Origin of the sequence: Deefgea sp. CFH1-16 (genome assembly GCF_016881365.1) — a bacterium.
GTDB lineage: Bacteria > Pseudomonadota > Gammaproteobacteria > Burkholderiales > Chitinibacteraceae > Deefgea.
Genome location: NZ_WLYT01000001.1, coordinates 1,342,908 through 1,356,667, shown reverse-complemented (window position 1 = coordinate 1,356,667; position 13,760 = coordinate 1,342,908). Strand labels below are relative to the sequence as shown.

At 50.1% G+C, this 13,760-nt stretch carries 16 protein-coding genes and 2 pseudogenes; 11 read left to right on the top strand and 7 right to left on the bottom strand.

Annotated elements, in window-relative coordinates; genetic code table 11:
* Positions 1-97 precede the first annotated feature (97 nt).
* The 6 genes and pseudogenes from GKO28_RS07475 to GKO28_RS19505 form a co-directional block, all read right to left on the bottom strand.
* Positions 98-1,096 (bottom strand): peptide ABC transporter ATP-binding protein, encoded by a 999-nt coding sequence (locus GKO28_RS07475; protein WP_182075846.1) that lies wholly within the window; start codon positions 1,094-1,096, stop codon positions 98-100.
* On the bottom strand, positions 1,089-2,072 hold the full coding sequence (locus GKO28_RS07470) for an ABC transporter ATP-binding protein (RefSeq protein WP_182075845.1): 984 nt from the start codon (positions 2,070-2,072) through the stop codon (positions 1,089-1,091). Before GKO28_RS07470 ends, GKO28_RS07475 begins: the two co-directional genes overlap by 8 nt.
* An 8-nt stretch (positions 2,073-2,080) precedes the next feature.
* A complete protein-coding gene (locus tag GKO28_RS07465; protein ID WP_182075844.1) occupies positions 2,081-2,986 on the bottom strand; it encodes an ABC transporter permease subunit in 906 nt (301 codons plus the stop codon).
* Positions 2,987-2,992: 6 nt separating this feature from the next.
* A complete protein-coding gene (locus GKO28_RS07460; protein WP_173532607.1) occupies positions 2,993-4,003 on the bottom strand; it encodes an ABC transporter permease subunit in 1,011 nt (336 codons plus the stop codon).
* Between the two features lie 88 nt (positions 4,004-4,091).
* Positions 4,092-5,625, bottom strand: a pseudogene (locus GKO28_RS22725) (ABC transporter substrate-binding protein).
* A gap of 508 nt (positions 5,626-6,133) precedes the next feature.
* Entirely contained in the window at positions 6,134-6,607 is a 474-nt protein-coding gene (locus GKO28_RS19505; RefSeq protein WP_247646422.1) for a DUF2189 domain-containing protein, read from the bottom strand.
* Positions 6,608-6,877: 270 nt separating this feature from the next.
* On the opposite strand from GKO28_RS19505, the pseudogene coxB reads away from it, so the two are divergent.
* From coxB to GKO28_RS07425, 8 genes and pseudogenes are all read left to right on the top strand, one after another.
* Positions 6,878-7,540 (top strand): annotated as a pseudogene (gene coxB, locus GKO28_RS22720) (cytochrome c oxidase subunit II); the annotation flags it as partial.
* Positions 7,520-7,909, top strand: coding sequence for a cytochrome c (locus GKO28_RS22715; RefSeq protein WP_374220760.1), 390 nt, complete (start codon positions 7,520-7,522; stop codon positions 7,907-7,909). The pseudogene coxB and the gene GKO28_RS22715, both read left to right, overlap by 21 nt.
* Positions 7,906-8,610 carry a cbb3-type cytochrome c oxidase subunit I gene (locus tag GKO28_RS19500; protein ID WP_247646421.1) on the top strand — a complete coding sequence of 235 codons (705 nt, stop codon included), beginning with the start codon at positions 7,906-7,908 and terminating at the stop codon, positions 8,608-8,610. The genes GKO28_RS22715 and GKO28_RS19500 overlap by 4 nt, the downstream gene beginning before the upstream one ends.
* Positions 8,611-8,632: 22 nt before the next feature.
* Positions 8,633-8,911: a cbb3-type cytochrome c oxidase subunit I gene (locus GKO28_RS19495; protein ID WP_307838965.1), complete on the top strand. Its 279-nt coding sequence runs from the start codon at positions 8,633-8,635 to the stop codon at positions 8,909-8,911.
* The gene (locus GKO28_RS19490; RefSeq protein WP_247646420.1) at positions 8,874-9,545 is read left to right on the top strand and encodes a cbb3-type cytochrome c oxidase subunit I; all 672 of its coding nucleotides are present in this window, start codon (positions 8,874-8,876) and stop codon (positions 9,543-9,545) included. The genes GKO28_RS19495 and GKO28_RS19490 overlap by 38 nt, the downstream gene beginning before the upstream one ends.
* Before the next feature lie 108 nt (positions 9,546-9,653).
* Positions 9,654-10,157 carry a cytochrome c oxidase assembly protein gene (locus GKO28_RS07435; protein ID WP_182075843.1) on the top strand — a complete coding sequence of 168 codons (504 nt, stop codon included), beginning with the start codon at positions 9,654-9,656 and terminating at the stop codon, positions 10,155-10,157.
* Positions 10,154-10,342: a DUF2970 domain-containing protein gene (locus tag GKO28_RS07430; RefSeq protein WP_182075842.1), complete on the top strand. Its 189-nt coding sequence runs from the start codon at positions 10,154-10,156 to the stop codon at positions 10,340-10,342. Before GKO28_RS07435 ends, GKO28_RS07430 begins: the two co-directional genes overlap by 4 nt.
* A gap of 36 nt (positions 10,343-10,378) precedes the next feature.
* Positions 10,379-11,206: a cytochrome c oxidase subunit 3 gene (locus GKO28_RS07425; RefSeq protein WP_182075841.1), complete on the top strand. Its 828-nt coding sequence runs from the start codon at positions 10,379-10,381 to the stop codon at positions 11,204-11,206.
* A gap of 41 nt (positions 11,207-11,247) precedes the next feature.
* Here the strand turns inward: GKO28_RS07425 and GKO28_RS07420 are convergent, their stop codons facing one another.
* The gene (locus GKO28_RS07420) at positions 11,248-11,424 is read right to left on the bottom strand and encodes a DUF2909 family protein (protein ID WP_173532599.1); all 177 of its coding nucleotides are present in this window, start codon (positions 11,422-11,424) and stop codon (positions 11,248-11,250) included.
* Here GKO28_RS07420 and GKO28_RS07415 point away from each other — a divergent pair.
* The 3 genes from GKO28_RS07415 (at position 11,408) to GKO28_RS07405 (ending at position 13,641) form a co-directional block, all read left to right on the top strand.
* The gene (locus tag GKO28_RS07415) at positions 11,408-12,139 is read left to right on the top strand and encodes an SURF1 family protein (protein WP_182075840.1); all 732 of its coding nucleotides are present in this window, start codon (positions 11,408-11,410) and stop codon (positions 12,137-12,139) included. The genes GKO28_RS07420 and GKO28_RS07415 overlap by 17 nt on opposite strands.
* Positions 12,140-12,146: 7 nt before the next feature.
* Positions 12,147-12,590 (top strand): hypothetical protein, encoded by a 444-nt coding sequence (locus GKO28_RS07410; protein WP_182075839.1) that lies wholly within the window; start codon positions 12,147-12,149, stop codon positions 12,588-12,590.
* Positions 12,591-12,684: 94 nt separating this feature from the next.
* Positions 12,685-13,641: a heme A synthase gene (locus GKO28_RS07405; RefSeq protein ID WP_203563996.1), complete on the top strand. Its 957-nt coding sequence runs from the start codon at positions 12,685-12,687 to the stop codon at positions 13,639-13,641.
* Positions 13,642-13,760 lie beyond the last annotated feature (119 nt).

The window sequence follows — 13,760 nt, the reverse complement described above, 5'->3', positions numbered from 1 at the left end:
ACAATGACTTAGCGCGGCGTTTTCAGTTGTCATGCCGCTTTGCCGTGGGCGTAAAAAAAGACGCCGCAGCGTCTTTTAAAGGAGCAGATTTATGCATTTATACTTGCGTGAGCGAATTGATTTCTTCTACGCGGTGGCAGGCGATCATTCTGCCGGCAACGGGGCGTAATTCGGGGACGGCGCTTTGGCAGTGGGCGTTGGCGTAGGGGCAACGCGTATGGAAGGTGCAGCCGGATGGCGGATTGATTGGCGATGGCAGCTCACCGATCAATTTGACTTTTTCGCGCCGATTTTCAGCGCGAATCGCCGGTGTTGCCGACATCAGCGCGCGGGTATACGGGTGCAAAGGGTGCTCAAAAATACTGGTTTTTGGGCCGTATTCAACGGTGCTGCCAAAGTACATCACCATTACATCGTCGGCGACATGCTCAACGACAGCCAGATTGTGGCTGACAAATACGTAGGCGGTGCCCAGTTGCTCTTGCAAATCCATAAATAGATTCAGAATTTGCGCTTGGATGGACACGTCGAGCGCAGAGGTCGGCTCGTCGGCGACCAAAATCGCCGGTTGCAGCATCATGGCGCGGGCAATCGCCACGCGTTGGCGCTGGCCGCCAGAAAACATATGCGGGTAGCGATGATAGTGCTCTGGGCGTAGACCAACCGTTTTGAGCATCTCGTGCACGCGGGCTTTGCGTTCTTCGGCAGAAAGTTCGGTGTTGAGTAATAAAGGCTCGCTGAGCATGTCGCCAATGGTTTTACGCGGGTTTAAGCTGGCGAAAGGATTTTGAAACACCATTTGCACTTTAGGGCGCAGTGTTTTGAGCTGGCTGGCATCCGCGCTGGCAATATCAATGCCGTCGATAATCAAATGACCGGCGCTGGGGCTTTCAATTAAGGTGAGCTGGCGCGCTAGCGTGGATTTACCACAGCCCGATTCGCCGACAACGGCCAGTGTTTTACCGGCAAACAGTTCAAATGAAACGTCATTGAGTGCTTTGACGGTGGCGGCGCTTTGCCAGAGTCCACCGCCGACTTTATAGTGCCGCGATAAATGTTCAGCGCGCAGAATAGGGCTTATATTGTTTTCACTCATGACTAGGTATACCGTTGGAATCTAATGGAGTAAAGCAGCGCACGCTGGTACCTGATAGTGGTATTAAGGGTGGGTGCTGCGATGCACATTGTGCGCTGGCATATAAGCAGCGCGGACTAAGTAAGCAACCTGTTGGCCTATCGTATTGGCCCGGCACCACGCCAGCGAGGGTATTTAAGCGTCGTGCGCCTTTGCTGTGCTCTGGAATCGAGCTGAGCAGCGCTTGGGTATACGGATGGCGTGGGGTAGCAAATAGGGTGTCGGTGGCGCTGGTTTCGACGACTTCACCGGCGTACATCACGACCATTTTTTGTGCGATTTCGGCCACCACGGCCAGATCGTGGGTGATTAAAATCAGCGCCATATCGTTTTGTTTTTGCAGATTAACCAGTAATTCCATAATCTGCGCTTGCACTGTTACGTCGAGCGCGGTGGTGGGCTCGTCGGCAATCAGCAATTTGGGTTTACAGGCAATCGCCATTGCAATCATCACGCGCTGGCTCATTCCGCCCGAGAGTTGATGCGGGTAGGCATTGAGGCGCGATTTGGCGTCGGGGATTTCTACTTGCTCAAGTAATTCTAAAGCGCGCGCTTTGAGTGCCGCCCCGCGTAGTGGGGTATGCTGTTTGAGCGTTTCTATCAATTGGTAACCAACGGTATACGCTGGGTTGAGGCTGGTGAGCGCGTCTTGAAAAATCATTGCAATATCGCGGCCAATGATTTGTCTTTTTTGCGCCGGTTTCATACCAATTAAATCTTGGCCGGCAAAGCTTAAGTTCTCAGCGGTGACGATGCCGGGCGCGTCAATCAGGCCCATCATGGCCAGCATGGTGACCGATTTACCTGAGCCCGATTCGCCGACGATACCTAAAATTTCACCGCTATTGATGCTCAGATCAAGCCCCGATACCGCCCGAAATGGATTGCTGCCGTGGCCAAAGGTCACGTTGAGCTTGCGAATGTCTAATAAACTCATACCTTGCCTTACGCTAATTTTTTTAATTTAGGATCGAGCGCATCGCGCAGACCGTCGCCCATTAGATTTAAGGCAATCACGGTAATCAAGATCGTGAGTCCTGGCATGGTGACCACCCACCAGGCGCTTTCGATGTAATCACGCGCGGATGCGAGCATCGTGCCCCATTCAGGTAGCGGTGGTTGTGCACCTAAACCCAAAAAGCCGAGCGCTGCAGCATCCAAAATCGCCGCCGAGAAACCCAGCGTCGCTTGCACAATTAACGGTGCCATACAGTTAGGCAACACGGTGTTAAACATCAAACGCAATTGGCCTGCGCCAGCTAAGCGGCTGGCAATCACATAGTCTTTGTGTAGCTCGGTCATCGCTGAAGCGCGCGCTAAGCGCACATACGATGGCAACGACACCACGGCAATCGCCAGCATGGTATTGGTGAGGCCAGGGCCGAGTACCGCCACAATTGCGACGGCCAGCAGCAATGAAGGCAAGGCCAGCATTACATCCATTAAACGCATAATGGCGTCGCCAATTTTGCCCGGATAAAACGCCGCAATCAGCCCCAAAATCACACCAGGAATTAACGATAGCAACACCGACACCAAGCCAATGGTGAGCGAGAGCCGTGCGCCATACATCAGGCGCGACAAAATATCGCGGCCGACTTCATCTGTGCCCAGAATAAATTGCCACGAGCCGCCTGCTAGCCAAGCCGGTGGCGTTAAAAATGCATCACGGTATTGCTCGATAGGGCTGTGTGGTGCAAGGATAGGGGCAAATACCGCCACTAAAACCAAGCAAACAAAATAAATTAACGCAATCAGCGCGCCACGGTTGGCGCGAAACGATTGCCAAAACTCTGTCCATGGCGAGGGGTGAGAAAATGGGGCTTCAACAACAGTGGTCGGGGTATTCATAAAAGCTTATCTCGAATGGCGAATACGTGGATTGATCACCCCATAGAGGATGTCGACCAGCAAGTTAACAAAAATAATCAGCGTGGCGATTAGCAAAATACCGCCTTGCACCACCGGATAATCACGGCGAGAAATCGAGTCAATTAGCCATTTACCAATGCCCGGCCAAGAGAAAATCGTCTCGGTGAGCACGGCACCGGCGAGCAAGGTGCCCACTTGCAGACCAATCACGGTGACGACGGGAATTAAGGCATTACGCAGCGCATGCACAATAATAATCCGCGTGCGGCTGAGCCCTTTGGCGCGCGCGGTGCGGATATAGTCTTCGCGCAATACTTCGAGCATCGACGAGCGCGTCATTCGAGCGATCACCGCCATTGGAATGGTGCCTAAAACAATGGCTGGCAAAATCAAATGCATCACTGCAGATTTAAACGCGCCTTCTTCACCGGAGAGCAAAGTATCAATCAGCATAAAGCCAGTCACTGCCGGAATGTCGTATTCCAGCGAGATTCGCCCCGAAACCGGCGTCCAGCCAAGATGAACTGAAAACACCATGATGAGGATCAGTCCCCACCAAAAAATCGGCATGGAATAGCCAGTGAGTGCGGCACCCATCACGGAATGATCGATCACCGTACCGCGTTTAGTCGCCGCGAGCATGCCGGCAGCGAGGCCACAAATGACGGCAAACAGCATCGCCGCCATCGAAAGCTCGACGGTAGCGGGGAATAATTTAAGAAACTCGCTCATGACTGGCTCGTGCGTCACGATGGATTCGCCTAAATTGCCTTGCAGCAATTGGCGCAAATAATCCCAATATTGCACGTAGAGCGGCTGATCAAGGCCAAGGCGCTGCATGGCGGCGCGGTAAAATTCAGGGTCCAGTCGGCGCTCACCAACCAGCAATAACACTGGATCACCAGGGATCATATGAATGAGGGCGAAAGCCAGTAACGTGACGCCCAAGAAGGTGGGAATAGCGACTGAAATACGCTTAATGATAAAGCTGAACATGGGCATTCTCCCCGTGAGAAAAAACCACGGGCGGTGATAAGACGGAGAAAGCCCAGCCTAAAATAAATTAGGCTGGGCGCATTGCAGATTATTTGACGGTCACACCATAAAAGGAATTGAGGCCAAATGGGCTGACTTTGAAGCCTTGCACTGATTTGCTAATGGGTTGATACACCGTCGAGTGAGCGATTGGGGTAAATGGCAATTCACGCTTGAACACTTCTTGAGCTTTTTCATACAGCTTAGTACGCTCAGCTTGATTGCTCAGCGTGCGTGCTTTAACCACTAAAGTATCAAATTCTTTATTGCACCAGCGCGAATAATTATTGCCGCCGACCGCTTCGCAGCCTAAGTTCACGCCAAGCCAGTTGTCTGGATCACCATTGTCACCAGTCCAACCAATCATCAATGAATCATGCTCGCCCGCTTTAGCACGCTTGATGTATTCGCCCCATTCGTAGCTGACAATCTTGGCTTTAATGCCAACTTTGGCCCATCGGCTTGAATCATTTCGGCCATCAATTTGGCATTCGGGTTGTAGGCGCGTTGTACTGGCATCGCCCACAGGGTGATTTCAGTGCCGTCGGCTACACCGGCTTTGGCGAGCATCGCCTTGGCTTTGGCTGGATCAAATGGCGCGTCTTTGAGCTTTTTGTTGTAAGACCATTGTGTTGGTGCCATTGGGTTGGTGGCTGGTTGCCCTGCACCTTGATACACCGCGGCTAAAATGGCGGGTTTATTGATCGCCATATCGAGTGCTTGGCGCACTTCCAATTTATCAAATGGCTTTTTCTGTACGTTGTAGCTGAGCCAGCCGAGGTTAAAACCGGCTTGTTGTAGCAAGTTGAGTTTGGATTGGCTTGAATGGCCTTGATGTCTGCCGGGCGTGGGTAGGCCATCACTTGGCATTCATTTTTCTGCAGTTTTTGATAACGGACCGACGCATCAGTGGTAATGGCAAAAATCAATTTATCCAGCTGAACGTCGCCTTTGCGCCAATATTCGCTATTGCCGTCAAAACGAATGTTGGAGTCTTTTTGATAGCTGCGAAATACAAAAGGGCCAGTACCAATCGGCTGGGTATTGATTTGATTGGCTTTGCCTGATTTGAGTAATTGATCGGCGTATTCAGCTGAATGAATCGAGGCAAATGACATTGCCAAGTTTTGCAAGAAAGCGGCGTCGACAGTTTTGAGTTTAATGCGGACGGTATTGGCGTCGACTTTTTCGACTGCAGCAATATTAGTATCCAGACTCATGTCAGAAACATAAGGAAAATCAGCCGGCGCGGCTTTATTGAATGGATGATTTTTATCAATCATTCGTTGCACAGTAAAGATCACGTCATCAGCATTGAAATCACGACTTGGTTTGAAGTACGGCGTGGTGTGGAATTTAACGCCTTTTCTCAAGTTGAACGTGTAAGTCAAATTGTCGGGTGAAACATCCCATTTTTCGGCCAAACCTGGGCGAATTTGTGTCGAGCCACGTTCGAACTCGGTAAGACGATTAAAAATGGTTTCGGCTGAGGCGTCAAAATCGCCGCCAGTCACTTGGCGGGTTGGATCAAAACCGGATGGGCTGGCTTCGGAGCAATAAATCAGCGTTTTATTTGCTGCCATGCTGGTACCAGCCATCAGGGCCAGCGTGGTGGCTAACATCAGTTTGCGTACTTCGAGATGCATTGAGTATTACTCCGCTTAAAAGAAAATGAGCCGTAGATTGATATCAATCTTACGGCCCATGCTAATAGCTAAGTAGTGAACTCCACATCAGGATAATCCCGCACTGCTTCAGTGTTTTTAATTTACGTCAAGATGCAGTATTGGTGTAATTTTACTCTATCAGTTCTTTGTAAGCATACCAAGTGGCATGCCCTAGTAAGGGAAATATGACGATTAAGCCGATTAAAAATGTAGCAAATCCCAATGCAGTCAAGCCCACAAGGATGCACGCCCATAAGACCATTGCTGGGAGATTTTCGGCCACGGCGCGTAAGCTAGTCATCATCGCTGTTACGCTATCTAATTCTCGATCCGCCAGCAGTGGAATTGAGACTGCGGTAAGTGCAAAGACAAAGCAAGCGAGCACAAAACGCCAGCAAGCCATGCCAGTGTAAAGGGTAGAAATTCACCGCTTAAAGCTTGCAAAATGGATTGTTTTTCGATGATTTGTCCTGAATACATTAAGGCAAACAAGACCGCCGAAGTGCGTTCCCAAGAAATGGCGATAAAAGCCAAAATCACACCTAAAAAACGCCAACTGACCGCCATTTTTATACAGGTCATGAATTGATTGTAAAAAAGACGTTTCACGGCCTTCATCTCGCTCACTGGTTAATTCATAAATACCGGCGGCACCCAGCGGAGCTAGCAGTAAAAAGCCAGTAATTGCGGTGGTGTAGAGGTGTACATCTTGCAGTGTAAACAGTAGTAATAAAGCACCAGTGACTGAAATAATCAGCCCGTATAGCAGGCTGGGTGCTGGGTGTTTGATGAGGTCTTGCCAGCCCATTTTGATCCACGCTAAAGGGCGCAGAAAGCCGACTTTTCGCGTTACCGGCAACGTGAAATGCTGATCCAATTCATTTAAATGTAAGTCCATGGCGAGGCACTCCCAAGACGCAGTGTATAAAAACAGCTATTTTTTCATAGTCAGTTTTGACGTGATTAGCTTTGCTTTCAGATGGGCGGATTTTGCTGCAACGCCGCATTTTTATTTGCTTTTGCTGACTTGCGCCTGAGTAAAACTCGACTAGTGTGAAAGCGTGAGTTGGGAGGAAAAATCAATGCTTTGGCGTTTATCTGGAGTAATGGCACTGCTATTGATAGCAAATGCCAAGGCTAGTGGTGTGAATTCTGGACATTTCAGCCGCCCGTGACGGGGATTGCACAACAAATCGAATCCTTACACAGTTGGTTGATGCTGCTGATTTTGCTGATTTTTGTTTTGGTTTTTGGCTTTATGTTTTATGCCATTTTGCGGCATAGAAAATCACTCGGGCATGTGGCGAAACCGTTTCATGAAAATACCCTGGTCGAAATTTTATGGACGCTGATTCCAGCGCTCATTCTATTGGGCATGGCCTGGCCTGCTGCCAGCGTCATTCTGGCGCAAAAAAACACTCACGATGCTGATTTTACGATTAAGGCCACTGGCCATCAGTGGTACTGGGCTTACGACTATTTGGATCATGGTTTTGGGTTTAAAAGTAAATTGGCGACGCCACGCGGGCAAATCGAGAATTACCAGAGTCAAGGTGAGGCAAAAAATCCACAGTATCTGCTTGAAGTCGATCAGCCTTTGGTGGTGCCGGTGGGTAAAAAAATCCGGATTTTAACCACTAGCAATGATGTGATTCATAGCTGGGGCGTACCTGCTTTTGGGGTGAAGCAAGATGCGATTCCGGGTTTTATTCGCGACACTTGGTTTAAAGCCGACAAGATCGGTACGTATCGCGGGCAATGCGCTGAGCTGTGCGGTAAAGATCACGGTTTTATGCCGATTGTGGTCAATGTGGTGTCACAGGCGGATTTTGATCGGTGGTTGGCACAGCAGCAAGCCAGAGCCAAAGCGGCCCGCGATGATCCGAATAAAGTGTGGACCCGCGATGAATTATTGCAGCGTGGCAAGCAAGCTTATGAAGCCAATTGCGCCGCTTGCCATAAGGCCGATGGTGCGGGGAGCGGGGCGTTTCCTGCTTTGGCGGGCTCCAAGATCGCTAATGGCGCGAAAGCTGAACATATCCGTATTGTGCTCAATGGCAAAAATGCGATGCCAAGTTGGGGCACCTTGTCAGATGTTGAGCTGGCTGCGGCAATTAGTTACGAGCGTACGGCTTGGGGTAATCAAGCAGATCTGGTGATGCCAGCAGAAATTCGTGCAGCGCGAGCAAAGGGTAAATGATGACGACCGCAACTGAGCATTTAAATCATGGCCATGACGCGATGGATCACGGCTGGCGGCGCTGGTTGTATGCCACCAATCATAAAGACATTGGCACGCTGTATTTGTTTTTTGCTTTAGCGATGTTTTTTGTCGGTGGCTTTATGGCTTTGTGTATTCGGGCGGAATTATTTCAGCCGGGATTGCAGTATTGGCAACCTGAGTTTTTTAATCAATTGACTACATTACACGGCATTATCATGGTTTTTGGTGCGATTATGCCAGCATTTACCGGCTTGGCTAATTGGATGTTGCCTTTAATGCTCGGCGCGCCAGATATGGCCTTTGCGCGGATGAATAACTGGAGTTTTTGGTTGTTGCCTCCCGCTGCCGCGTTGTTGCTGATTTCTTTATTGGTGCCCGGCGGAGCGGCTGGCGGCGGCTGGACTTTATATCCGCCGCTATCGATTCAAAGTGGCATGGGTATGGATTTGGCGATTTTTAGCATTCATTTGCTCGGTTTATCGTCGATTATGGGCTCGATTAATATTATTACGACTGTTTTAAATATGCGCGCGCCGGGAATGCCGCTATTGAAAATGCCTTTATTTGCTTGGACGTCATTGGTGACTGCGTATTTATTAATTGCAGTCGCGCCGGTTTTGGCGGGGGCGGTCACGATGTTGCTGACTGATCGGCATTTTAGTACGCATTTTTTTTAAAGCTGCGGGGGGCGGCGACCCGGTGCTGTTTCAGCATATTTTCTGGTTTTTTGGCCATCCCGAGGTGTACATCATGGCGCTGCCAGCGTTTGGGATTGTCAGCCAAATCATCCCCGTATTCGCACGAAAACCTTTGTTTGGCTACGTTTCAATGGTCTATGCCACCTGCTCGATTGCGATTCTGTCGTTTATGGTGTGGGGGCATCATATGTTTGCCGTCGGTATGCCCGCGACAGCGCAGTTGTTTTTTTATGTTTTTAACCATGCTGATTGCCGTGCCGACTGGGGTGAAGGTCTTTAACTGGATTGCGACGATGTGGCAGGGGAGTATGACGTTTGAAACGCCAATGCTGTTTGCAATTGGTTTTGTTTGCTTGTTTACCGTGGGTGGCTTTTCCGGATTGATTTTGTCGATTGCGCCGGTCGATACGCAAATGCAAGACACTTATTATGTGGTGGCGCATTTTCACTATGTATTGGTCGCTGGTGCTCTATTTAGCTTGTTTGCAGCCGCATACTACTGGTTGCCGAAATGGACTGGCTTTATGTACCACGAGGGACGGGGCAAGTTTCATTTTTGGTGGTCGATGCTGTGGTTTAACGTGACGTTTTTCCCGATGCATTTTTTGGGGCTCGCTGGCATGCCACGGCGAATTCCAGATTATGCGCTGCAATTTACTGACTTTAATGCGATCGCCAGCGTGGGGGCGATCTGTTTTGGTCTCGGCCAGGTGTTCTTTTTTATTCAATGTGATTCACACCATTCGCGGCGGTGTTTGGCCCAGCGCCGAGTCGGCCATGGGAAGGCGGCAATACCTTGGAGTGGGAAGTGCCTTCGCCCGCGCCACATCATACATGGGAAACGCCGCCGGATTTGGCCACCGTGCAGCGCGGTTTATGTGCGCAAGGTTTGGAGAACGATGAATGACACGTAATCATAAAACCGCCCTAAAACTGGTTTTGCTCGCGGCGCTGTTTTTTGTTGCCGTGATGCTCAGACAAGTTTATTTCACGGTTTGACCTCGCAGCAGCAAGGATGAACGATGGATTTAGCGCAAAAAAATCAGCGTGTGGCGCTACGCTTAATGGCGGTTGCGGTGTTGATGTTTGGGTTTGGCTATGCCTTGTCGCCGCTGTATAGCGCATTTTGTAAAGTCATTGGCTTGGATCGGGCACAGGCGGTCATTACCCAGCCGGGCGCGGCTTTGCGCTTAGAGTTTGATAGCAATGTGGCAGCTGATTTACCGATGACGATGCAGGCTTTAGATCCGGTGGTGATGGCCAAAGCTGGGGGCGTCGTCAAAGCGCGCTTTGTGTTGCAAAACGAATCAGATCAAGTGTTACAAGTGCGCGCCGTACCGAGTTTTGCCCCAGTTCGGGCGGCGGGGTTATTACAAAAATTAGAATGTTTTTGTTTTGATCAATTGCAAATAGCGGCCAAAGAGCGCCGTGAAGTCACCGTGGTGTTATTGGTGGCGGATCAATTGCCGGCCGAAATGGGCGCGGCGACCTTGTCGTATAGTTTGCAAAAAGTAGCGCAGCCATGAAAACCTTATGGGCGACGATATTGGCGGTGCTGGCGGGATTTTTTGGCGTAAGAAGTCGTAAAAACGCCGAGCGAGCGCCGCTTAAATTGCCATATTTAATCGCCGCCGGTGTGTTGTGTGCGCTACTGTTAGCGGCACTTTTGCTAGCTTTGGCACGGTATTTAGTGAGTGGAGGTGGAGCATGAATGTAGAAAACGGCGTTTCACGATGCACATTATTTTGTGCCGTCTCCCTCGCGCTGGCCAGCGGTGGGGGCGGTGGCTTTGTTTTTTATTGGGCTGGGTGCGGCATTGAGTTTGAATCAGGTTTCGCTGGGTACTTGGAGCTTATTACTGGGTTTTGCCATTTTAATTTGGATGCTATTTGGTTGGTTTGGCGACGTGGTAAAAGAGTCAACGGCACAGCAATATGGTCAGCAGGTGGATTATTCATTTCGCTGGGGAATGAGCTGGTTTATTTTTTCTGAAGTCATGTTTTTTGCGGCATTTTTTGGCGCTTTATTTTATACCCGAGTGATTTCAGTGCCCGAACTGGGCTTTTTTAGCGATACGCAAAGCATGTTGTGGCCAGGGTTTACAGCCAATTGGCCGATGGCAACTGGGCCAAGCATTGACGCTTATCATGTGATGGGTGCGATGGGATTACCTGCGCTCAATACCGCTATTTTATTGACGTCGGGGCTGACGTTAACCTGGGCCCATTGGGGATTAATGCAAAACAAGCGGCAGCAACTCAGCCTAGGACTAGGCATTACCGTTTTGCTCGGCTCGCTGTTCTTATGCTTGCAGGCTTATGAGTATCGTCATGCGTGGAATGAGCTGCATTTAACCTTAGGCTCAGGCGCTTACGGCGCGACTTTTTATATGCTGACTGGTTTTCATGGCATGCATGTGTTGGTGGGAACGATCATTTTGGCGGTGATGTGGTTTCGGGTGCAAAAAGGACACTTTACCCCGCAGGCCCATTTTGGTTTTGAGGCGGCGATTTGGTATTGGCATTTTGTCGATGTGGTGTGGTTATTGCTGTTTATTTTGGTGTATTGGCTATAAGTAGCTCGGCCAAATTTTGTATCGTTGCCTGCAATAATGCGCTAAATCCAGCCCATGAAGCGACTGAGCATCAAGAATAAAAATAAACCAATCGATAAACCAACTCGCCATGCGAGTAAGGTAAATAAGCGTTGTGATCCACCACGGATGAGCTGAGTTAAAGCCAGAGCAAGCAGTGCCATGATGGTTAGGAGTAGTCCTATGAGTACGATTTTCATTCCCAATCCTCCAGCTCATCAGCTTAAGCCAAATCAACAGATTTTGCGCAAACGGCAGTATGCCGCTTTGATTTTTTTGGCCGGTTTAGTTTGTTTAACTTTCGCTTTAGGTGCTTGGCAGCTGTGGCGGGCGAGTCAAAAACAAAGCTTAATCGAGCAAATCACCAGCCAACAACGCTTACCCGAACTCACTTGGTCGCAAGGAAGTCCGCCACCATGGCGGGTGGTATTGCTTGATGGCGAGTGGCTTAACCACGCGGAAATCATGCTGGATCAACGCATGCTGGATGGTAAGTTGGGCTATCACCTGATTACGCCTTTTCGATTAAAAGACGGCTCGATTGTGATGGTTAATCGTGGTTGGTGGTCGCCAGGTGAGCGGATGTTGCCACCGGCGGCTGAAGGTGCGCCAAGGGTTACGTTTCAGCCGTGGCCGCGCTTTATTGAGCTGGGCGCGACGCCGATTCAGGGGCGAGTGTTTCAAAATTTAGATCTTGGCCGTTTCGCGGCGTGGGCGCATTTACCCATGCCAATTGCTTATGGTGTTGCTCTAGACGCTCCTGTAGGTATTTATCCTTTAACGGTGGATCGACCGATGGGGGTAGCGCGGCATTTGGCGTATGCGCTCAGTTGGTGGCTGATGAGTGCTTTGGGGGCGTATTTATGGTGGCAGTTTTACTCTGCCGCAAGGAGGGGGTATGTCAGCAAAGGTTAGCTCTAGATTGACTCTGATATCAATACTGGGCTTATGTATTGCACCAGTGCTATTGGCGCAATGGTTTTGGCTGAGTGGTCGCGTGAAAGGTGGCGAAAGCTACGGTCAGTTACTGGCGCAACCGATTGTAGCGGCTGATCAGCAATGGCGCTTGGTGGCGCACGACCCCGCTGGCTGCAGCCATGAGGCCACGCAATTGATGATGAGCGCCCAGCAATTACAAATCGCCCAAGGTCGAGAGCGTGGGCGGATTCGCAGTGTTGCGGCGTGTTCAATGCGATTGCCGACGCACTTTGCATTGGGTTTATATCTGATCGATCCGCATGGCAATGCGGTGATTTTTTATCCGCCAACGTTGTTGCAAGATGTCGCTGGGCGACAAAAAACCATTCAAGAAATAGCGACGATTTTAAAAAACAATCGTGGTTTAAGTTTCAGTACAAAAGTTTGATGGCAAGGCGGTGACGCCGCAGGCAGTACTTGAGTACGACCAGACGAGATAACGATGCAAGAAAACTTTGGTCTATCGACTTAACTTGAGGTGAATGATGATTCGAGCGCTCTTGCTACTGACCATTCTCTGGACTTTCACCTTACTCATGCTGGGTGCTTATGTGCGTTTATCGGATGCGGGTTTGGGTTGTCCAGATTGGCCCGGTTGCTATGGTCAACTCACCGCACCGGATGAGCCGCACGAAATTACTCAAGCTGAGCAAACCTTTGGTGGTGAAGTGCATTCAGGCAAAGGCAGTAAAGAAATGCTGCATCGTTATGTGGCCGCTGGTTTAGGCGTGTTGGTCTTGGCATTGGCGATGCTCTTGTGGCGGCAACGGCCAGATCGTTTGCCAAGATGGCTGATGGTGTTGCCGGTATTGTTGATTGTTTTTCAAGCGCTGCTTGGGATGTGGACGGTGACTTTAAAGCTCATGCCGGCGGTAGTCACGGCGCATTTATTGGGTGGTATGAGTTTGTTGGCTTTATTGGTGGCGATGGCGGGCCGAATTGCGACGCCGCTGCCGGCGGTTATGACTGAAATTCGCTCTTGGTGCTATCTGGCGCTATTACTGCTCACCGGACAGATTATTTTGGGCGGTTGGGTATCGACTAATTACGCTGGCTTGGCGTGTTCAACTTCAGTTTTTTGCCAAAACGAGCTCGCTGGGCATAGCGGCGTATGGGAGGCGTTTCGCCCTGATCGCGTATTAGGCCAAACGGCCGATGGTGCGTCTTTAAGCTTGGCGCATCTTGCGGCGATCCAAAGTTTGCATCGCCTTGGCGCCATGCTGGTGCTGTTGGTGATTGGGCGCTTAATTTATGTATTGCATCAGCGATCTAGTCGTTTGGCGTTGCCGTTGGCGGCGGCATTATTGCTGCAAGTAAGTCTTGGAATTAGCAATGTGCTGTTTTCATTGCCCCTGCCATTGGCTGTCGCGCATAACGGCGGCGCAGCGCTATTGTTAGCGATATTAGTTTTTTATCGCCGCGCGTTTGCCAGTGGCTAAATATACTGCGATTTCGCGGCTTGATGCGACGTGGGTAAGGAGTTCGCTATGAATAGCTTGGGCTTGGTTGTTTCGCATCAGGGTAGTGATTTATTGCGTTTGGGTAAGCCGCGAGTTGT